This is a genomic window from Achromobacter sp. 1011791174, from assembly GCF_059760925.1.
Genome location: NZ_JCBANH010000004.1, coordinates 76,828 through 95,715, shown reverse-complemented (window position 1 = coordinate 95,715; position 18,888 = coordinate 76,828). Strand labels below are relative to the sequence as shown.

Genomic DNA, 18,888 nt, shown 5'->3' with positions numbered 1-18,888 from the left:
CGGGCGTCCGCCATTGGAATCCTGCATATGAACAGCAATACCCACCCGCCGGGCGTCGCCTGCCTGCGGGCCCAGGCCCTGCACGCGCTGGCGGTCGATGACTGGGCCGGCAAGCTGGCCGCCGTGCGCGCCATCGACGACGCGCCCATCGTCGATACGGAACGTCGCCTGGAACCGACCCGCGCGCTGCCGGGCCGGCCGGCGCGCCCCGGGCTGGTGTCGCCGCAGCAGCTGCGGCATCGCTCGCCGGCCTCGCCCGAAGGGCGCGCCGCGCTGCTGCACGCGCTGGCGCATATCGAATTCAACGCGGTCAACCTGGCGCTGGACATCATCTGGCGTTTCGCCGGCATGCCGGCGGCGTTTTACCTGGACTGGCTGCGCGTGGCGCGCGAAGAGGCCTATCACTTCGAGCTGCTGAACCAGCGCCTGGCCAGCCTGGGCCATGTCTATGGCGATTTCCCCGCGCACAACGGCCTGTGGGACATGGCCGAGCGCACCCGTGGCGACCTGCTGGCGCGGCTGGCGCTGGTGCCGCGCACGCTGGAGGCGCGCGGGCTGGATGCCTCGCCCATGATCCGCGACAAATTGAACAGCGTCGGCGATGCCGAGAGCGCGGCAGTGTTGGATATCATCCTGGCCGACGAGATCGGCCATGTGGCGATCGGCAACCGCTGGTTCAAGCATCTGTGTGCGCAGCAGGGCAGGGACCCCGTGGCCTGCTACGCGGAACTGGCGCAATTGCACGGCGCGCCTCGCCTGCGCGGTCCGTTCAATCTGGAAGCGCGCCGCGCCGCCGGTTTCGACGAAACCGAACTGGCGGCTTTGCAGGCCGCTTCTCCAACCCTGTAATCATGAGATCCAACAGGATGAAACCCGCCCATCCCGTCACCCCCATCCCGTCGCGCTTCGCACGATCCCGCGCGCTGCTGCTGGCCGCCGCGCTGGCCGCTTCGCTGCCCGCCATGCCCGCCGTGGCGGCCGACAGCTTCGACGGCTGCCTGGCCCGGCTGCGTGCGCCGGCGCTGAAAACCGGCGTGTCGGCCGCCACCTTCGATACCCACACGGCGACGCTGGCGCCCGACATGAGCGTGCTGGATCTGCTGGATTTCCAGCCCGAGTTCCGCACGCCCATCTGGGACTACATGGCGGCGCTGGTCGATGACGAGCGCGTGACCGATGGCCAGGCGGGCATGGAGCGCTGGCGGGCGGATCTGCAGCGCGCCTCGGCCCGCTACGGCGTGGATCCGGCGGTCATCGCCGCCGTCTGGGGCGTGGAGAGCAACTACGGACAGACCCTGGGCGAGCGTTCCCTGCTGGTGTCGCTGTCGACCCTGTCCTGCTATGGCCGCCGGCAGGCGTATTTCCGGGGCGAGTTCTTCGCCACGCTCAAGATCATCCAGGACGAAGGCATCGCGCCCGAGAAGCTGCGGGGCTCCTGGGCCGGCGCTTTCGGCCAGACCCAGTTCATGCCGTCGACGTATCTGCGGTTGGCGGTGGACGGCGACGGCGACGGCCGTCGAGACCTGATAGACAGCGTGCCGGACGCGCTCGCATCCACCGCGAATTTCCTCAAGCACGCGGGCTGGAATGGCGGCATGGCCTGGGGTTACGAGGTCCGGCTGCCGGCGGGGTTCAATGCCGCCGGCGCGGGACGCAAGAACAAGCGCGCCCTATCGCACTGGGCCGGCCAGGGCATCACGCGGGCCGACGGCCGGCCCTTGCCCGCCAGCGATGCCCAGGCGGCGCTGCTGCTGCCCGCCGGTCGCGGCGGCCCGGCATTCCTGGTGACGCGCAACTTCGACGCGCTCTATTCCTATAACGCGGCCGAAAGCTACGCGCTGGCGATCGCGCACCTGTCCGACCGGCTGCGCGGCGGCGGCCCGCTGGTCCAGGCCTGGCCGACTGATGATCCGGGGCTGTCGCGCGCCGAGCGGCGCGAATTGCAGACTCTGCTGATTGCCCGCGGCTATGACATTGGCGAGCCCGATGGCCTCATCGGCGCCCATACCCGGAATGCGCTGCAGAAGGCGCAGCGCGAACTGGGCCTGCCGGCCGATGGGCGGGCAGGCCAGAAGGTGTTGCGGGCCTTGCGCGGCGACGCCGGCTGAGCGGCAAAGGACAAGATTTGCAAATATAGGTTTCCGCGCGCACCGCGCCCCTGGATTCCCGCAAGCCACGGCATATACTGGTTTTCCCCTCTTTTTTCCGGGAGCACGGCGATGAGCCTATTGGATACCTTGGCCTCGATGGCCGGCGGCGGCAACGGGCAGCAGGGCGGTAACGCCTCGCTCCTGCCCGCCCTGATCGAACACCTGAACCAGTACCCGGGCGGCCTGTCCGGCCTGATCGCCAGCTTCCAGAAGGGCGGCCTGGGCGAGATCGTGGCGTCGTGGGTGGGCAAGGGCGAGAACCTGCCCGTCAGCGCCGACCAGCTCGGCTCGGTGCTGGACCCCGGCGTGGTGCAGAGCCTGGCGGACAAGACCGGCCAGGACGCCAGCTCCGTGCTGGGCTCGCTGTCGACGATGCTGCCGCAACTGGTCGACAAGGCCACGCCCGACGGCACGGCGCAGCCCGGCCAGTCGTTCAACCCGACCGACCTGCTGGCTTCCCTGTCCGGCCTGTTCGGCAACCGCGGCTGAATGCCGCCGAGGCCGCGCTGCGTTCCCGCCGCGCCCGGCCGCCGGCGCCTGTTGCAGGCGCTGGCGCTGGGCGCGTTGTTGCCGCTGTCGGCCTGCGCGCCGCGCCGGCCGGTGCAAGGCACCTTCCTGCAGCTGTGGCGCAGCCACCTGGACCTGACGCCCGCGCAGTGGGCCGAGCGCATCGCCGCCTGCCGCCGCCTGGGCAGCCGCGAGATCTTCCTGCAATGGGTCGGCCTGGAAGGCGGCAGGCCCGACGACTGGATGGCGCCCGACGCCGTGCTGGGCCAGATCTTCGACGAGGCCGCGCACCACGGCATGGGCGTGCACGTGGGACTGCCCTACGACCAGCGCTGGTGGAACGTGCTGGCCACGCCCGATGACGAGGCGCTGGCGCGCTACCTGGACCTCACCCGCGAGCAGGGCCTGGCCTACATGCGGACCGCGCCCTGGTCCGCGCGCCGCAATTTTCGCGGCTGGTATCTGCCGTATGAACTGGAGCAGTACAACTGGGCGTCCGCGTCCCGCCAGGCGCTGCTGTGGCCGTGGCTGGACGCCTTTGCGCGCGCGGCCCTGGACAACAGCGGCCACGCGCCCTGCATCTCGACATATTTCAGCCGCCTGGGCGGCAGCGGCACGCTGGAACAGCTGTGGCGCGGCATCCTGGACCATGCGCGCGTGCATCCCATGATCCAGGATGGCGTGGGCGTGGCGGGCCTGGACAACCTGAAGGCGCTGGAGCCGCTGCGCCGTTTGCTGTTGGCGCGCCATGCGCCGTTCGATCTGGTCATCGAACTGTTCGAGGAGCTGCCCTCGGGCAGCACGGATGGGTCCACCTTCAAGGCGCGCTCGGCCGATTTCGAGCGGGTGCGCAAGCAATGGCTGATCGCCGACAGCTACGGCGCGCAGCGCGTCGTGGCCTTCGCGCTGGATCCCTGGGTCATCGGCGACAGCCCTGATGCGCGCGTGCTGCGGCAGGCCTGGATGCGGGCGCGCGCCTGATGCGTGTCGGCCGTCGCGGTTTCAGGCGAAGCCGCGGCCGATGATCTCCCGCATGATTTCGCTGGTGCCGCCGAACAGTCGCAGCGCGCGCGCATCGGACCAGGCGCGGCCGATGCCGTATTCCGCCATGTAGCCATAGCCGCCATACAGCTGCAGCAGCTCGTCCAGCGCCTTGCCCTGGATCTCGGTGGCGTTCAGCTTGGCGATGGCGGCGGTGGTGGCGTCGAGTTCGCCCGCCATCAACTGCGCCAGGCAGTCGTCGAGGAAGACGCGCAGCATGACGCTTTGCGCGCGCGCGTTGGCCAGGATGAAGCGCGAATTCTGGTAGTCGATGACGCGGCGGCCGAAGACCTTGCGGCCACGGATGTATTCAGCGGTTTCCTCCAGCATGCCTTCCAGCGAGGCGGCCGCGCGCAGCGCGATGGCCAGGCGCTCGCGCGCCAGTTCGCGCGTCAGGTATTCGAAGGCCGCGTTTTCTTGTCCCAGCAGGCAGTCGGCGGGCAGGCGCAGGTCGTCGAAGAACAGCTCGCAGGTGTCCTGGCTGTGCTGGCCGATCTTGTCCAGCGGCGCGCTCTTGGCGTAGCCGGGCAGTCCGGCCTCGACGCAGAATAGCGACAGGCCGCGCGCGCCCAGGTCGGGCGCGGTGCTGGCCAGCACGATGGCCAGGCCGGCGTTCACGCCGTTGGTGATGAAGGTCTTCTGGCCGTTGAGCACGTAGTGGTCGCCGTCGCGCACGGCGCGGCTGCGGATCGCCTTCAGGTCGCTGCCGGCGCCGGGCTCGGTCAGCGCCAGCGCGCCGATCAGCTCGCCCCGCGTCATGGCAGGCAGCCAGCGCGCTTTCTGCGCCTCGGTGCCGAAGGCGTCCACGTAGGGCGCCACCATGTCCGAATGGATGGAAAAGCCGATGCCCAGATAGTTGGCGCGGGCCAGTTCCTCGATCACCACCGCCGCGTGTCCGAAGTCCCCGCCCAGGCCGTAGGGCTCGGGCAGGGCGCAGTTGAGCAGGCCTTCCTCGCCCGCGCGGCGCCAGAGTGAAGCCGGCGTGACGCCGGCCTTTTCCCAGGCGGCATAGTGTGGCGCGATCTCCTGCGCAATGAAGCGGCGGACCTGATCGCGGAACAGTTCGTGGTCGTCTCGGAATACGCGGCGCATGCCGCCTCCTTACTTGTTGCCGTAGGGATCGGTGGCGCTGACTTGACCCGTCAACGTCGGCACGGCGGCGGTGCCGCCGAGGAACAGGCTGTAATGATCGCCGGGCTGTAGCGCGGGCAGCGCCAGCTCGGCGCTGGCGGCCGCGCCGCAGGCGCCGGCCAGCGAAGCCCGCACGGGATTGATGGCGCGCGCGGCGGCGGTCTGCGGTTTGATATCGTCGAACAGCGTCGGGCCTTGCGGGCTGACCTTGAGCGCCGCGCCGGCGCAGCCGGGGATCAGGTTGTAGAAGCGCAGCTCGGCCTTGAGCGCGTCCTGCGCGCCGCCGCTGTCGTCGATGCGCGCCAGCGTGACCTTGCCGCCGTCGCGGCGCGCGACCAGGGTGGTGAAGCTGTCTGGCGCCACCTGCAAGGCGCCGGCGGGCTTGCCGTCCACCTGCACCTTGAATTCCTGGTCGCCCTTGACGATGGCGTAGGTGGTGGCGGGCTTGGACGGGCCGACGTCCTGGGCCGGGCCGCCGGCGACCTGGGCGCGCATGGGCGCGCTCTCGGGATTGACGATGCGCACGAAGGACGAGCCGGCGGGCGGCCGGGCGGCGTACAGCTGGGCGAAGGCGCCTTCGGCGCGGGCCGCGCCGGCGGCGGCCAGCGCCAGGCCCAGCGCCAGCAGGGTCGGGGAAAGACGAGGGGTCATGCTTTGGGCTCCGGTTTCTTGCTCAGGCGCGCATCCAGGTACAGGCGTTCCAGCTGCTTGCGGTCGGCCTTGTCCGTGCTGGTGGTGGGGAAGGGGCTGCAGGACAGCAGCTCCGACGGGATCATGTAGGGCGGCAGGCGACGGCCCAGGGTGTCCTTCCAGGCCGCCAGCGCTTCGGGCAGCGGCTGCAGGCCGGCGGCTCCCGGCGTCGCCGGCTCGACGAAGCCGATCAACCGGACGATGGCGCCGTCCGGCCGGCGCAGCGCCACCGTGGCGCCGGCGCGCACGCCGGGCAGCGCCGCGATCGCGGCGTCGATCTCGGCCAGTTCGATGCGATAGCCGTGCAGCTTGATCTGGTCGTCGATGCGGCCACGGAACGTGATCAGGCCCTGGCCGTCGATCTCGCCCAGGTCGCCGCTGCGGTAGCCGCGCTTGCCGCCGCGCGTGAACATGCGCGAGGCGTTCAGGTCCGGCCGGTTCAGGTAGCCGCGCATGACATGGTCGCCGGCGATGCAGATCTCGCCCTGGTCGATGAAGACGTCGGCATAAGGCTTGGCGCGGCCGATGGGGAAGGGATTCGGCGCGGCCTGGCGCAGCGCCGCGTCGATCTCGACCCAGGTGGTCGAGCAGGTGGCTTCGGTCGGACCGTAGGAATTGATGATGCGCGCATCGGGGAAGCGCTGCCACAGTTCCTCGGCCAGCGCAGGCGAGAGCGACTCGGCGCCGAAGACGAAGACGCGCAGGCCAGGCAGGCTGGCGCCGTTGAAGTCCGGGTTGAACAGCTGCTGCCGCACGAAGGACGGCGTGGACGCCCAGACCGCGATGCCGGTGTCCGCCAGGTACTGCATGAAGGCGCCGCGCTCGGCGATGGTCTCGCGCGGGCACAGCACGCAGGCGCCGCCCAGTTCCAGCGCGCCGACCCAGTTGAACAGCGAGAAATCGAAGCTGAACAGCATCTGGTCCATGAACGCGGGCGCGGCGCCCAGGCTCAGGCAGTCACGGATCCAGCCCGCGAACAGCGTGACGCTTTCGCGCCCGATCTGCACGCCCTTGGGGTCGCCGGTGCTGCCGGACGTGAACATGATGTAGGCCAGTCCGGCCTCGCGCAGCGGCGCGGGGCTGGCGCTGCCCGGCTCGAAGGCCTGGGCCTGCGCGTCGTAGCGCAGGCCGGCGCGAACCAGCTCGCCGATGCGCTTGATGCGTTCGGGCGGATTGATCACGTCGACGGGCACGAAGGGCACGCGCAGCCGCAGGCAGCCCAGCATGGCGACCAGGAAGGCGGTTTCCTTGTGGCCGGAGATCACGATGGGCACGCCGGCGACGGCGCCGGCATTCAGCGCGGCCTGTTCCCAGGCCTGGACCGCCGCCTGCAGCGCATCCCAGCGCAGGACGCCACGGGCATCCACCACGGCGATTGCGTCGCGCGCCGAGCCGGTGTCGGCGAAATCGTAGGCCTTGAAATCGAAATGCATGCGCGGCTCCTTTGCAACAGCGGCGTTCAGGCGCCCTTGCGCTCCGCGATGAATGCGGCCAGGGTATGCACCGATTCCAGGTGCACGTCGATCTCGGTGGGTGGAATCTTGCAGCCGAACTCGCGCTCCACCGCCAGCGCCACGTCGACCGCCGCCAGCGAATCCACCAGGCCGGACTCGATCAGCAAGGTGTCGGGATCGACCTGAGTCAGGATGACGTTCTCGATGAGCGTGGCCACTTTGGCTTCGATAGTCTTGATATCCATGCAATGCTCCGGGACCGCGTCGCGGTCAGAATTGGAAATAGAGAAACCGGGTTTCCTTGTGCAGGTTGACCAGGCAGAAGAACAGCAGGGCCAGCATCACGGCCAGCCAGCCCAGGGTGGGGCGCCAGCGCATCCACGGCGTGGCGGCCTCCTGTGGCTTGAACAGCGCGGGCGAGTAGCGGCCCAGGATCTGATGCGCGTTGGGCGTGAACCAGGCGATGCCCAGCAGGACGACCGCGTAGATCAGCTGCATATGATGCCCCAGCAGCATGCGCCAGGCGTCGCCCCAGGCCAGCCCGTCCACGCGCGCGGCCAGGTCCAGCGCCTCGACGCCGCGCATGCCGATCATGCCCTGCACCAGCAGCATCGCGTCGCCCACGCCATTCGCGCGGAAGAAGGCCTGCGCCACCAGCACGGCGACGAAGGTCAGCAGCACGCAGGCGGCGCGCTTGGTCGGGCCCATCTGGCGCGCGGCGGCCGGCTTGCGGCCGACGACGAAGATCCGCCAGGCGTGGTTCACCGACAGGTACATCGCGTGCAGCAGGCCGAACACCAGGAACTGGAAGCCGGCGCCGTGCCAGATGCCGGCCAGTCCCATCGTGTACACGGTGGGCAGGATGATGCTGCCGGCAAAGCCGCCCGGCGTGGCCACGCCCTGCGTGCCCACCGGCAGATTGCGCTCGGTGCGCCACTTCGACACCGCCATGGCCACCGGGTAGTAGAGATAGGCGGTCAGGTAGCGGGTCAGCGTCATGTGCCAGCGGGCCCAGAACTCGATGATGCTGCCGGCCTTGTACGGCGAATTGAAGTTCAGCGGGAAGCGGATGCCGAACATCTTGGCCAGGCCCAGCGCCATGTCCGAGTAGCCGGAGAAGTCGAAGTACAGCTGCAGCGCGTAGCACAGACTGGCGCCCCAGGAGCCCCAGAACATCAGCTCGCCGGGCGCGGCGAAGCCGGCGTCGGCATAGGGCGCGATGCCGTCGGCCAGCAGCACTTTCTTGGCCAGTCCGATCACGAACAGCATCATGCCGACCGACAGGTTCTCGGCCTTGAAGCGGTAGTTCTCCGGCTGCGCGAACTGCGGCATCATTTCTTTGTGATGCAGGATGGGGCCGGCGATCAGGTGCGGGAAGAAGGTCACGAACAGCACATAGCTGAGCAGGCTGCGTTCTTTGACCACGCCGGCCTTGCAGTCGAGCAGGTAGCCGATCTGCGTGAACGTGAAGAACGAGATGCCCAGCGGCAGGATCACCGAATCCGCGGTCGCGCTGCTCATGCCCAGGTCATTGAGAAAGCCCAGCAGCGCGGCGAAGTACTTGTAGTGGAACAGCAGCGCCAGGTCGGCGCCCACGCCCAGTCCGGTGATCAGGCCCTGCAGGCGCGGCCGGCCCTCGCTATGCAGGATCAGCTGGCTCACCGCATAGTTGAAGGCGATGGAGCCGGCCAGCAGCACCACGAACTGCGGGTTCCACCAGCCGTAGAACACGATGGATGTCAGGCACAGCCAAAGCGCCGCCAGGCGCAGGTTGAGCGGCCCCACGGCGTAATACACGGCCAGCGTGATGGGCAGGAAGACCAGCAGGAACAGATAGGAATTGAATAGCATCGCGGTTCGTCAGGGCGGGGGCAGGCTGTCCAGCACGGACCTTTCGTCATCGGTGAGCGGCAGCGACAGCGCCATTTCCGAAAACTCCCAGACCACCAGTTTCAGACTTTTGGGCCATTGTTCACGCTGTTTCAGCGCCAGCAGCAGCGCGCCGGAGAACTGTCCGCCGTCCAGGCTCAGGTTCCAGATTTCGCGGCCCAGTCCCATGCCCAGCCGTTCGGCGAAGTGGCTGCGGCGGCCGTTGGAGCTGCCGGCCAGCAGCACTTCGACAGGCGGCGCTTCGTCCAGCAGGCCGCCGCTGCGCAGCGGTTCGATCTGCTGCGGGGCGACGCGCTCCAGCTCCGGACGCCAACCCATGCGCGCGTGTTCCAGGCCGGCCAGCACGATCAGATCGCCCATGCGCGGCGCCGGCGCGCCCGGCGCGTCGACACGGAAAGCCTGCTGGCCGACGCCGCCCAGCAGCGGCAGCGCGGCGTCGGCCACGCGTCGCGCGGCGGCTTGCGCGCCTTGCGCGTTCATGTGCACGTCGGTGCGAAAGAACATGGGTTCGGCCGCGCCGGACAGGGCGGGGCGCAGATCGACGAAGGGCACGCCCTGCGCCTGCAGCGCCCGTTGCCAGTCGTCCAGCACGCGTCGCATGGGTTGCGAGGCGGGCAGGCCGCAAAGCCGGTCGGCCTCGATGCGCGATTTGTCGGGCACCGCGACCACCAGCAGTTGCACCTGCCGCTGACGCAACTGATCGGCCCAGTGCCGCATCAGGCGCACGCGCTCGTCGAACACATGCACGCCGGGCCGGGGGCGCAGGCCGTCGCGGTAGAACAGCCAGCCGGGGCAGCCCATGGCGACCTGGTCGCCCAGGTCTCCGAGCAGGCGATAGCGCAGCGATGCGTTCCAGGTATTGAGCGTGTCCTGCGCGGGCAGGCGCAGCGCGCGGTTCAGCGCGCCGCCGGCCGAGCCGTCCAGCCAGGCCGCCGGCGCCACGTCGGCCGGCTTGAGGCCGGCGTCGGCCAGTCGCCAGACGCCCCAACCCAGGCCGAGCGCGAGCAGCAGGCCGGCGACGATGGCGTTGCGGCCATGCCCGGCGGTTTGCGGCTTGTCCGCTGATGCCACGACCTTACTTCCCGATGGCCGCTTGCATGCGGCCGCGCCAGGCGTCGGCGCTCATGATGGAGGCGTTGTCCCACAGACCCTTGGCGTCGGGGCCCTGCGCGTAGGTCGGTTCGAACATCTGCCACACCAGCACCTGCGGCTTGTTCTGCTTGAACGCCGGCGACTCCAGGTATTCCAGCAGCATGATCCAGTGGCCGACGTTGCCGGGCTTCCAGTTCACGGATACCGGGCGGTCGAGCGCGTTGGACAGTTTTTGCGGAAAGCCGAAGTAGGGCTGCACCATGCTGTGGCCGGTGACGTGGACCGGGGCCGGGGCATCGTCCAGCAGGCTCTGGTTCTCGGCCTGGCGGCGCACGGTGAAGGTCTCGCGTCCGGCCTGCTTGCGCTGCTCGGGCGAGAGGAACAGTTCGGCCAGATCGCCGTAACGGCGTTCGTTGAACACGCTGCCCAGCGGCAGGCCGGTGCCGGGCTTGCCGGCCAAGGTCTTCACGTCCTGCCTGATGCGTTGCGCCAGCGCGTCGGCGGTGGCGTCGGCGGCGGCCTGCGTCCAGTGCTGGTCCGTGCGGTAGAACACGTCCTGTCCGCCGTCCTTCAGGCGCCGCAGCACGGCCTCGTCGTCGAAGGTCGCGATGCCCGCGGCCTTGAGCTTGTCCTGGATGGTCTGGTAGCGCCGCTTCACCTCGGGGCTGAGCGCCTTTCCATCGGGCAGCTTGTCCTGGTAGAACAGCGTCTTGTCCGGCAGCACCAGCACTTCGAGCTGGATGCCCTTGGCCGCCAGCGCGTCGCGCGTCTCGCGCACCAGTTGCGTGGACGCGTCGATGCCGCGCGTGTCGACCTGGGTCAGGCTGCCCCAGCCGGGGAACAGCCAGTTGTCCTTGCCCTGGATCACGATGGACGAGCCTTGCTGCGCGTGCGCGGCGCCGGCGGACAGCGCAAGCGTGGCGACCGCCGCGCCTACAGCCAGTCGATGCAGGATCGTGGAGGGAGAGGAGGAGAAAAGGGTCATGCGTGCTCCTTGCGATGCGGGCGGGGTCAGTACGACAGGGTCAGGTTGATGAACAGGCCTTTCGCCCGGTCGGCGGCGCCCCCGCCGATATTGAATCGATATTGCGTCGTCAGGTCCAGATAGGACCGTGGCGCGTTGTAGTGGTCTTCGCGGAACCAGTAGCGCAGGTTGAAGCCGGGGCCCGCGCCCAGGGACCAGGATTTGCCGTTGCCCAGCAGGTCGTAGGAATCCTGGCCGTCGATGTTCAGGCCGGACACGCGGTTGCGGTTCCACAGCCAGTCCGCCGCCACCACCGCGTAGGGGAAGAACACCAGTCGGTCGCTGATGGCGTCCACGCGGTAGCTGCGGCCCACGCGCAGTTCGCCGGCGCCGAAGGCCTGGTCGCGTTTGAGCTTGCCCGAGCTTTCCGCGCTGTCCTTGCCCGAGTTGTTGTCGCGTAGCCAGAAGCGGGCGGGCATGTCCTGCCAGGAGTAGCCGGCCTGCACATAGCCTTCCATGGTGAACCAGTCGGGGCGGTCGATGCGCAGGCTGGTGCCTTCGTACATGCCATAGGTGACATAGGCCAGCCAGCCGCCGCTGCCGGCGTCCGTCTTGTAGTGGGCGGTCTGATTGCCGGTGTTCAGTGCGCAGCGCAGTTCGTCGGGCCGTGGCGTGAACGTGCCCTGCCGCGTGGCGCTGCCCAGGTTGAACTGGCGTTCCAGGCCGAAGGTCAGGCCGACCTCGGTGGACGGCGTGAAGCGCATGCCCAGCGAGCCCACGGTGGTCGGAAGGCCGGAAATGCCGTTGTTGGATGTTTCGTCCACCTGGATATTGCCGCCGCCGCAAGGGTTCGACACGGTCTGGCTGGCGGTCTTGCCGCCGTTGTTGTACAGCGTGTTGGACAGGCGGCCGTACAGCTCGAAGGTGCGCGTGGACGAGTTCAGGAAATCGGAGGGACGCCAGAAGATCTCGGCCGTGCTGAACACCGCGTCGCCGGGCACCGTGATGGCCGCGCCGCCCAGGCCGGACGAGGCCGGCCGCGCGCCCCGGTAGCCGGTCGAGATGTAGCCGCCCCACTCGCGCGACAGGCCGGCGATGCTGCTGCGGGTATCGAAGCGCTGCTGCGGGGTCAGGTCGAGCTTGCCGGCGTCGTCCTGGTCGATGGCTTCCTTGAGCCGGTCCACCGCGCCGCGCTTGTCGCCCACGCCGGACAGCGCATAGCCTTCGTCGAGGATGGCGGTGGGCGGGGCCTTGCCCGTGGCGCGCGCGGCCTGGAAGTCGCGCAGCGCCTCGCGGGGCTGGCGCATGCGCTGGTGCAGATAGCCGCGCTGCATCAACAGCGTCGGATCGTCGGGCTGGGCCGCCAGGGCCTCGCTCATGCGCTGCTTGGCCTCGGCCATCTGCGCCGCGTTGCCGGCGGCCAGCGTGGTGGTCAGCAGCCGCTGCAGGTCCTTGCTGCCCGGATCCTGTTGCGCGGCCTTGCGGGCCTGCGTGATGGCTTCCTGGTAGTCCTGGCGCGCATAGGCGGCATAGGCCAGCGAGGCCGGCCCGCCGCTGCCCGCCGCGTCCGAGGGCAGCAGCTCGCAGGACGTGCCGTAGGGCGTGTCGCGGCAGTCCTGGACCGGCGCGGGATAGTTGGCCAGCGTCAGCGTGGCGGGCACGGCGGGGCGGGAGCGGGCGCGCTTGACGCGATCGGCGCCGGCCTCGTCCTTGGCGCCCAGCGGTTCCACCAGGGCCAGCGCGCGGGCGCTCTGGCCCCCGGCCAGCGCGGCATCTGCGGCGATCAGGCGCACATTGCGCCGTTGGCTGTCGTCCAGCCAGTCCTGCTTGAGCGCGGCGTCGAAGTCGGCGTCGGCTTCCTCGGTCTTGCCCTGGCGCTGGCGCAGATAGCCGCGCATGACCAGGGCCACGGTGTTTTCGTCGTCCTGCCTGAGCGCGTCGGTGGCCGCGTCCTCGGCGGCCGCGAGCTGGCCGTCCAGCATCAGCGCGGTCATCAGCAGCAGGCGGTGGCTGGCGGTGTCGGGCGCCAGCGCCACGGCTTGCCGCGCCAGCGGGACGGCGTCGCCAGGCCGGTTGGCGATCAGCGCCTGATAACCCTGTTCCGCCGGCTTGACCGCCATGCGCCGCTTCATGGTGGCGCGACGCGCGGCCAGATCGCTCTGGTTCGGCGCGCCCAGCGTCATCGCCTGGTTGGCGGCCGTTTCGGCTTCGGCGTACTTGCCCTGGGCTTCCAGCGCGTCCAGCCACAGCATGGCCCAGGCGCCCTGCTTGGGATCGATGCGGAAAGCCTGCTCGGCGCCGCGCTGGGCGGCGGGGTAGTTGCCGCTGTTGTAGTCCGCGTAGGCGCGCGTGGCGATGGGGAAGCCGCGGCGGTAGGCGCTGGTCGTGGCCGGCGCGCCCCCGGCGGGGGGTGCGCCGGCCGGACGCGCATTGGCCGCCGGGGCGGCGGGCGTCGCCGGACGCAGATTGGCGCGCGCCTGCCGCAGCGCGGGCGTGTCCAGGCCGCTCTTGACCGCATCGTCGGCGGCCCGTTCGGCCTCGTCCAGCTTGCCCTGCTTCTGCAGCGCGTAGATCAACAACAGGCGCAGGCGTTCGACGTCCGGGCGCAGCGCGATCGCCGATTCGGCCTGCTGCTGCGCCTGCGCGTAGCGGCCGGCGTCGTAGAGCCTGTAGCCCTCGTTGGCGAATTGCCAGGCGGCGCCTTCCAGCGGCGCCTCGGCGGCGCGCGCGGCCTGCTGGGCGGCGGCGGGCGCGCCAGTCCACAGGCAGGCGAGCGCGGCGGACAGGACTAGCGTGCGGGTCAGGGGCGTCATGGGGTGGCGGGTTTGTCGTCGGTGGTCGGGGGCGCGGCTTGCGCTTGCGCGCCTTGTTGGAAATCGATGGCTTCCTTGAGCGTGCCGGCGTCCAGCCAGCCCTGCTCAAGCAGGATGGCGCCCAGCGGTTTCTTGTCGCGCGCCTGGATCTCCAGCGCCTGCGCCAGCTTGTCCTCGTCGATGGCCTGCCACGACAGCAGCAGTTCGCCCAGGCGCTGGCGCTGTTGCGCCAGCTGGTCGGTGGATGGGAAGTCGTGCATGGTCTTGTCCCAGGCCAGCCGCTTGCCCGTGATGAGATGGCCGATGAACAGTTTCCACGCGCGCGCCGCCGCCATGGCGTTGATGAAGTTGCCGACGATCATGCGCGGAACGGACAGCACGGCGTGCTCCCAGCCGTACATATTGCCCACGAAATACATGCGCTGGACCACGCGCAGCAGCAGCGCGACGGCGTTGAGCCACATCAGCGTCACCAGCCAGCCTCCGGGTCGGAAGTATGAGGGGTAGTACACGGTCCACCAGCCGAAGCGGTCGGCCAGATAGAACAGGAAGAAGTTCGCCAGCAACAGATAGGCCAGGATGGCGATGAAGGACGTGACCAGGCCCTTGCGGTCGCGGAACAGCAGGTAGCGGGTGGCAAACGATCCGGTCCAGCCCACTTGCTGCCAGCCTTGCAGGCCGATGCCCAGCGTCCAGCGGGCCTTCTGCCGGTAGGCAGTGCGGAAGGTGTTGGGAAAGTACTCGCGCACGCCCAGAGGCATGGACAGCGTCGTGACTTTCTCCGGGCCCAGTCCGAACCAGGAGCGCCGGCGCGCCACATACTCGACCGGGAATTTGCCGAATATCTGGCGCATGCCCCGCTGCGCCAGCCGCGCGCCGATATCGTAGTCCTCGGTCAGCGTGTCCGTGTTGAAGGGCTGGTTGTTGGTCTCTGCCGCCAGCTCCATCAGCGCGCGCCGCGAGAAACAGGTGCCCACGCCCGCCGACGGCACCATCTTGGACAGGCTTTCGCGGACCACCAGGTCCTTGGTGTGCCATTCCGCGAACTCGTCCATGTAAGTGCCGGCGACGAGCTCGTGTCACTCGCGCTCCAGCGAGGTCACGGGCAATTGGATGAAGTCGATGCGCGGCAGCAGGTAGTTGTAGTACTTCAGTTCCAGCGGGTGCAGCACGTCTTCGCTGTCGTGCAGGATGACGCCGGCGAAGGGCTCGGGCTGCTTTTCGTTCTGCGCGAAGATGGCCTGCACGATCCAGTTCAGGCAATCGGCCTTGCAGGTGGGGCCGTCGTGCGGCACCTCGACGCGCACCAGCTGGCGATAGCGCCGACGCATGCGCTCGACTTCCTTGATCGTGCGCTCGTCGTTCTGGTAGGTGCCGGCGAAGATCATGTAGTTCTTGTACTCGAGCGTGGACACCATGGTCTCGAGCATGGATGCGATCACGTCGTACTCCAGCCATGCCGGCACCATGATGGCCAGGGGCTGTTCCTCCTTGGCGCGCAGCTGCGCCGCCGTGAGCCGGGCATAGCGCCGGTCCTCGACGAGCCTGCGGCGCAGCGCCCGCACCCAGAACCAGCCGTCGATGAACAGATCATCCAGGCTGGACAGCAGGATGATGATGCCGACGACGGCGGTCACGATTTCCAGGCCACGGTAGTAGTCCGCCGCCAGATAGGGCCAGTAGAGCGTAGACATGGCGCGTCTGCCGGCCTTAACCGTTGCCCTTGTTCTTGCGGCGGGTGACGCGCAGCGCCAGGATCAGCACCAGCACCAGCACCAGCAGGCCGAAGCTCAACGCCGGCACGCTCCACGAGATATAGCGGCGCCATTCGAAGAAGGCGCTTTCCCCGGCGCCGGGCGGCTTGCTGGCATCCGGGTTGGTGCTGTCGATCCAGGCCACCGGACCGTTGGCGGCGATCACGGCGATGTCGCCGCGGTTAAGCACGAAAGGCGTATCGAGCTTGCCGCTCTGCGGGCCCAGCGCGTGCCACAGCACGCCGTCCTGTCCGCCCGAGCTGACCACTTCGGCCGTGCTCAAACCGCTCAGGCCGGAAATGTCCAGCCAGGTGGCGGACCTGCCCGCCACCAGCAGCTGTTTCTGGTCGCTGACCTGGACCTTGGGCTTGGCGCCATCCAGGGGCACTTCCAGCGCCAGGAAGGTACGCGCGGGCTTGGCGGCCTGGCCGGCCGGCGACACGGCGAGTTCGGCGCGCGTGGCGGACACGCCACTGGCTGTCGCGATGCCGATCAGTTGCTTGAGGCTGGTGGGTGCCTTGGCCAGGTAGCTGTCGGGAACCAGGACCTGCGGATTGCCCGCCAGCAGGGGCAGCAGGCCGGTGAACGTGCCGTCGGGCTGGGGCTGGCCCGGCTTGACATGGCTGGTCGGCAGCACGCTGACGGGATAGCCCTGCGGGATTTCGTTGCAGTCCACCGAGACGGGCTGGCGCTGCACGCTGACGCGCACGGCGTTGTTTACGCCCAGCGCGTAGCCGGGCACGCGCGCCGTCAGGCGTTCCGGACGGCCGTCGGCGTCGAGCTGCTTGGCGCCTAGCAATATCCCGTTCCAGAATACCGAGGCCACCGGCCGGGTGGACGAGGCGCCGGGCGCGGCGGCCAGGTCGATGATCAGTTCGTCCGGCATGCGGCCGTCGGAGGACACGGAGGCCAGCGGGAAGTTGACGTTCCAGTCGCCGCGCGCGACCACGTCGAAGCTGTCGGGCGCGCCGCCCAGCGCGCTCAGGCGCACGCCATCGCCCTGGAAGGACTGGGGCGGCGTGGCGGTCTGCACCTGTACCTGGCGCGACACCAGGATGCGACGCCACGCCGCATTGAACACGCCCGCCGCCTGCGCGCCGGCGTCCGGCGCCACCGCGATCACGGACAGACGGCCCATCGGCGCGAGACGGACTTCCTTGGCGGCCATGTCGGCGCCGGCCAGCGGCGCGCGTGCCTGGCGCCAGGACTTGAACGCGTCGGCGGCGTCCGGGTCCGAGGCCAGTTCGGTCTGCAGCGCATCGAGCGCCGCATTGAGCTTGGCGCGCAGCGCCGGGCTGGCGATCACGACGTCGCCGGTGACGGCTGGCGCGCCCAGCACCAGCAGCGCGCCGATCTCCGCGGCCGAGGCCAGCTTGTGCCGCTCTTTGCCCGCCACGGCGGCGAATATGGGCGTCTGCGCGAGGCCAGCGGGAACCTGCAGGGCGCGCGTGTCGATCTCGTCGCCGACGGCGGGGAAGGCCTTGACGTCGACGCGCTTGCCGGCGCGTTGCATCGCCACGCCCATGCGCCAGGCGCTGTCGTAGGCTTGCTGGTCGAGCTTGGTGTCCGACACCAGCAGCACCGGCTTGCCGGGCAGCGTGCTCCAGGCATCGTCCAGGTTGCCGATCGCCGAGGCGTCGTAGCGGTAGCTCAGGCGCGTCTGCGGAGAGATCGTCAGCGCGTTGGCGGTGGCGCGGTTGCTTTCACAGCGGCGCAGCGCGATCTCCGACTGCCAGTCCACGCCCAGCCGCAGGAAGCCGGTGCTGCGCAGGCGCTGTTCCAGTGGCAGGTTGCGCAGGACGGGGCCGTTGCCGTCGGCGATGTTCTGCGCCGCCAGCGGCACGCCGTCGGCCCACAGGACCAGGTTGGTGCGGCCCGGTTCATCCTTGGTGTAGCGCGCATCGAAGTTGAGCGTGGCGTCGGCGATGGGAACGCCGCGCGGCACGGGCAGGTAGAAGTCCTGGTGCGCATCGCTGTTGCTCAGCACCACGGGCTCGCTGATGCCCAGGTCCGCCAGTGAGGTATCGCGCGTGATCCAGTCATCGCTCTGCAGGCGCCGCAAGGCGTCGCCCGCGGGGCTTGCCACGGCGGCCATGGGCAGTGCAAGGCCCGCCGCGATCAAGGCGCGGCGCAGGTGGGAGGCGATGGGAGGGAACGTGTTTCTATGCATGGGGGCTCCTGGCCGAAGAGGGCGAGGCGTGGAGGCTCAGGCCGGCTGGCTGGCGGCCGGGCCGTAAGGGTCGAATTCGGATACCGGGCGGCCGCAAAGCGCATCGACGATGCGCCGGCTGGCGTGGCCGTCTCCGTAGGGATTGATGCGGCGGGAGAAGGACGCGTGCAGCGCCGGATCGTCCAGCAGGCGGTTCACTTCCGTGACGATGCGTTGCGTATCGGTGCCGACTAGGGCCACGGTGCCGGCCTGCACGGCCTCGGGCCGCTCGGTGACGTCGCGCATCACCAGCACCGGCTTGCCGAGATAGGGCGCTTCTTCCTGCACGCCGCCGGAGTCGGTGAGGATCAGGTGCGACTGCTGCATGAACCAGACGAAATCCAGGTAGTCCAGCGGATCGATCAGGTGGACGCGTTCCAGGTTGCCCAGGTCGGTCATGACCACGGAGCGGACCTGCGGGTTCAGGTGCACGGGGTACACGATCTGCAGGTCGTCGCGCCTGGCCAATTCGGCCAGCGCGGCGCAGATGTTCTTGAAGCCGCCGCCGAAGCTCTCGCGACGATGGCCGGTGACCAGCAGCAGCCGGCGTGTCGGATCCAGCCACTGGTAGCGCTGCGCCAGCGTTGCGGCCAGCGCGCCGCCCGGCGCGAGCTTGGCGCAGGTCATGGCCAGCGCGTCGATCACCGTGTTGCCGGTGACCGTGATGCGGCCGGGCAGGTGCTCGCGCAGTAGGTTCGCGCGCGATTCGGCGGTGGGCGCGAACAGCCAGTCGCCCACGGCGTCGACCACGCGGCGGTTCATTTCCTCGGGAAACGGCATGGCCAGGTTGCCGGTGCGCAGCCCCGCCTCGACGTGGCCGATGCGCACGCGCCGGTGGAAGGCCGCGAGCGCGCAGGCCGACGCGGTGCTGGTGTCTCCATGCACCAAGACGCAGTCCGGCTGTTCGCGTTCGAGCACCTCGTCCACGCGGCTGATGAGCCGGGCGTACAAGCCGTTGAGCGTCTGGTTGGGCACCATGATGTCCAGGTCGTGCTGGGCATGCAGGTCGAATAGCGCCAGCACCTGGTCCAGCATCTGGCGATGCTGACCCGTGACGCAGACCACGCTTTGGATCGCGGATTCGTCGCGCAGGGCGGCGACCAGGGGCGCCATCTTGATGGCCTCGGGACGGGTGCCGAATATGGAAAGTACTTTCATAAGCATGGGTATTTCCCTCGCCTGGTGTATTTCCT

General features: G+C 69.3%; 14 protein-coding genes and 1 pseudogene. 4 read left to right on the top strand and 11 right to left on the bottom strand.

The annotated features are described in order from the left end of the window. Window positions 1-27: 27 nt before the first annotated feature. The 4 genes from AC6LJ5_RS02705 (at window position 28) to AC6LJ5_RS02690 (ending at window position 3,638) form a co-directional block, all read left to right on the top strand. Window positions 28-849 carry a ferritin-like domain-containing protein gene (locus AC6LJ5_RS02705; RefSeq protein ID WP_498139777.1) on the top strand — a complete coding sequence of 274 codons (822 nt, stop codon included), beginning with the start codon at window positions 28-30 and terminating at the stop codon, window positions 847-849. A 17-nt stretch (window positions 850-866) separates the two neighbouring features. After that, window positions 867-2,108 carry a lytic murein transglycosylase gene (locus tag AC6LJ5_RS02700; protein ID WP_103273263.1) on the top strand — a complete coding sequence of 414 codons (1,242 nt, stop codon included), beginning with the start codon at window positions 867-869 and terminating at the stop codon, window positions 2,106-2,108. Between the two features lie 72 nt (window positions 2,109-2,180). Next, a complete protein-coding gene (locus AC6LJ5_RS02695; protein ID WP_498139787.1) occupies window positions 2,181-2,639 on the top strand; it encodes a YidB family protein in 459 nt (152 codons plus the stop codon). Continuing rightward, window positions 2,640-3,638, top strand: coding sequence for a DUF4434 domain-containing protein (locus tag AC6LJ5_RS02690; RefSeq protein WP_498139776.1), 999 nt, complete (start codon window positions 2,640-2,642; stop codon window positions 3,636-3,638). A 21-nt stretch (window positions 3,639-3,659) separates the two neighbouring features. Here the strand turns inward: AC6LJ5_RS02690 and AC6LJ5_RS02685 are convergent, their stop codons facing one another. From AC6LJ5_RS02685 to wecB, 11 genes and pseudogenes are all read right to left on the bottom strand, one after another. Continuing rightward, window positions 3,660-4,790 carry an acyl-CoA dehydrogenase family protein gene (locus tag AC6LJ5_RS02685; RefSeq protein WP_498139775.1) on the bottom strand — a complete coding sequence of 377 codons (1,131 nt, stop codon included), beginning with the start codon at window positions 4,788-4,790 and terminating at the stop codon, window positions 3,660-3,662. 9 nt (window positions 4,791-4,799) lie between these two features. Beyond that, a complete protein-coding gene (locus AC6LJ5_RS02680; RefSeq protein WP_498139774.1) occupies window positions 4,800-5,480 on the bottom strand; it encodes an alginate O-acetyltransferase AlgF in 681 nt (226 codons plus the stop codon). After that, entirely contained in the window at window positions 5,477-6,952 is a 1,476-nt protein-coding gene (locus tag AC6LJ5_RS02675) for an AMP-binding protein (protein WP_103273267.1), read from the bottom strand. The genes AC6LJ5_RS02680 and AC6LJ5_RS02675 overlap by 4 nt, the downstream gene beginning before the upstream one ends. 26 nt (window positions 6,953-6,978) lie before the next feature. After that, the gene (locus AC6LJ5_RS02670) at window positions 6,979-7,218 is read right to left on the bottom strand and encodes an acyl carrier protein (protein WP_103273268.1); all 240 of its coding nucleotides are present in this window, start codon (window positions 7,216-7,218) and stop codon (window positions 6,979-6,981) included. Between the two features lie 25 nt (window positions 7,219-7,243). Next, window positions 7,244-8,824 (bottom strand): MBOAT family O-acyltransferase, encoded by a 1,581-nt coding sequence (locus AC6LJ5_RS02665; RefSeq protein ID WP_103273269.1) that lies wholly within the window; start codon window positions 8,822-8,824, stop codon window positions 7,244-7,246. A 9-nt stretch (window positions 8,825-8,833) separates the two neighbouring features. Next, complete coding sequence (locus AC6LJ5_RS02660; RefSeq protein WP_103273270.1) at window positions 8,834-9,934, bottom strand: alginate O-acetyltransferase AlgX-related protein; 1,101 nt, start codon at window positions 9,932-9,934, stop codon at window positions 8,834-8,836. Window positions 9,935-9,938: 4 nt separating this feature from the next. Next, window positions 9,939-10,940, bottom strand: a complete 1,002-nt coding sequence (locus tag AC6LJ5_RS02655) for an alginate O-acetyltransferase AlgX-related protein (protein ID WP_498139773.1) — start codon at window positions 10,938-10,940, stop codon at window positions 9,939-9,941. Between the two features lie 26 nt (window positions 10,941-10,966). Next, the gene (locus AC6LJ5_RS02650; protein ID WP_498139772.1) at window positions 10,967-13,732 is read right to left on the bottom strand and encodes an NfrA family protein; all 2,766 of its coding nucleotides are present in this window, start codon (window positions 13,730-13,732) and stop codon (window positions 10,967-10,969) included. After that, window positions 13,729-15,426 (bottom strand): annotated as a pseudogene (locus AC6LJ5_RS02645) (glycosyl transferase family protein). The gene AC6LJ5_RS02650 and the pseudogene AC6LJ5_RS02645 overlap by 4 nt, the downstream one beginning before the upstream one ends. A gap of 16 nt (window positions 15,427-15,442) precedes the next feature. Then, on the bottom strand, window positions 15,443-17,656 hold the full coding sequence (locus tag AC6LJ5_RS02640) for a cellulose biosynthesis cyclic di-GMP-binding regulatory protein BcsB (protein ID WP_498139771.1): 2,214 nt from the start codon (window positions 17,654-17,656) through the stop codon (window positions 15,443-15,445). A 36-nt stretch (window positions 17,657-17,692) separates the two neighbouring features. After that, window positions 17,693-18,853: a non-hydrolyzing UDP-N-acetylglucosamine 2-epimerase gene (gene wecB, locus AC6LJ5_RS02635; protein ID WP_498139786.1), complete on the bottom strand. Its 1,161-nt coding sequence runs from the start codon at window positions 18,851-18,853 to the stop codon at window positions 17,693-17,695. Window positions 18,854-18,888 lie beyond the last annotated feature (35 nt).

Bases quoted from the DNA above. Each gene is read 5' to 3' on its own strand.
- AC6LJ5_RS02705 (WP_498139777.1), top strand. From the start codon at position 28: ATGAACAGCAATACCCACCCGCCGGGCGTCGCCTGCCTGCGGGCCCAG.
- AC6LJ5_RS02700 (WP_103273263.1), top strand. From the start codon at position 867: ATGAAACCCGCCCATCCCGTCACCCCCATCCCGTCGCGCTTCGCACGA.
- AC6LJ5_RS02690 (WP_498139776.1), top strand. From the start codon at position 2,640: ATGCCGCCGAGGCCGCGCTGCGTTCCCGCCGCGCCCGGCCGCCGGCGC.
- AC6LJ5_RS02685 (WP_498139775.1), bottom strand. From the start codon at position 4,790: ATGCGCCGCGTATTCCGAGACGACCACGAACTGTTCCGCGATCAGGTC.
- AC6LJ5_RS02680 (WP_498139774.1), bottom strand. From the start codon at position 5,480: ATGACCCCTCGTCTTTCCCCGACCCTGCTGGCGCTGGGCCTGGCGCTG.
- AC6LJ5_RS02675 (WP_103273267.1), bottom strand. From the start codon at position 6,952: ATGCATTTCGATTTCAAGGCCTACGATTTCGCCGACACCGGCTCGGCG.
- AC6LJ5_RS02670 (WP_103273268.1), bottom strand. From the start codon at position 7,218: ATGGATATCAAGACTATCGAAGCCAAAGTGGCCACGCTCATCGAGAAC.
- AC6LJ5_RS02665 (WP_103273269.1), bottom strand. From the start codon at position 8,824: ATGCTATTCAATTCCTATCTGTTCCTGCTGGTCTTCCTGCCCATCACG.
- AC6LJ5_RS02655 (WP_498139773.1), bottom strand. From the start codon at position 10,940: ATGACCCTTTTCTCCTCCTCTCCCTCCACGATCCTGCATCGACTGGCT.
- AC6LJ5_RS02650 (WP_498139772.1), bottom strand. From the start codon at position 13,732: ATGACGCCCCTGACCCGCACGCTAGTCCTGTCCGCCGCGCTCGCCTGC.
- AC6LJ5_RS02640 (WP_498139771.1), bottom strand. From the start codon at position 17,656: ATGCATAGAAACACGTTCCCTCCCATCGCCTCCCACCTGCGCCGCGCC.
- wecB (WP_498139786.1), bottom strand. From the start codon at position 18,853: ATGAAAGTACTTTCCATATTCGGCACCCGTCCCGAGGCCATCAAGATG.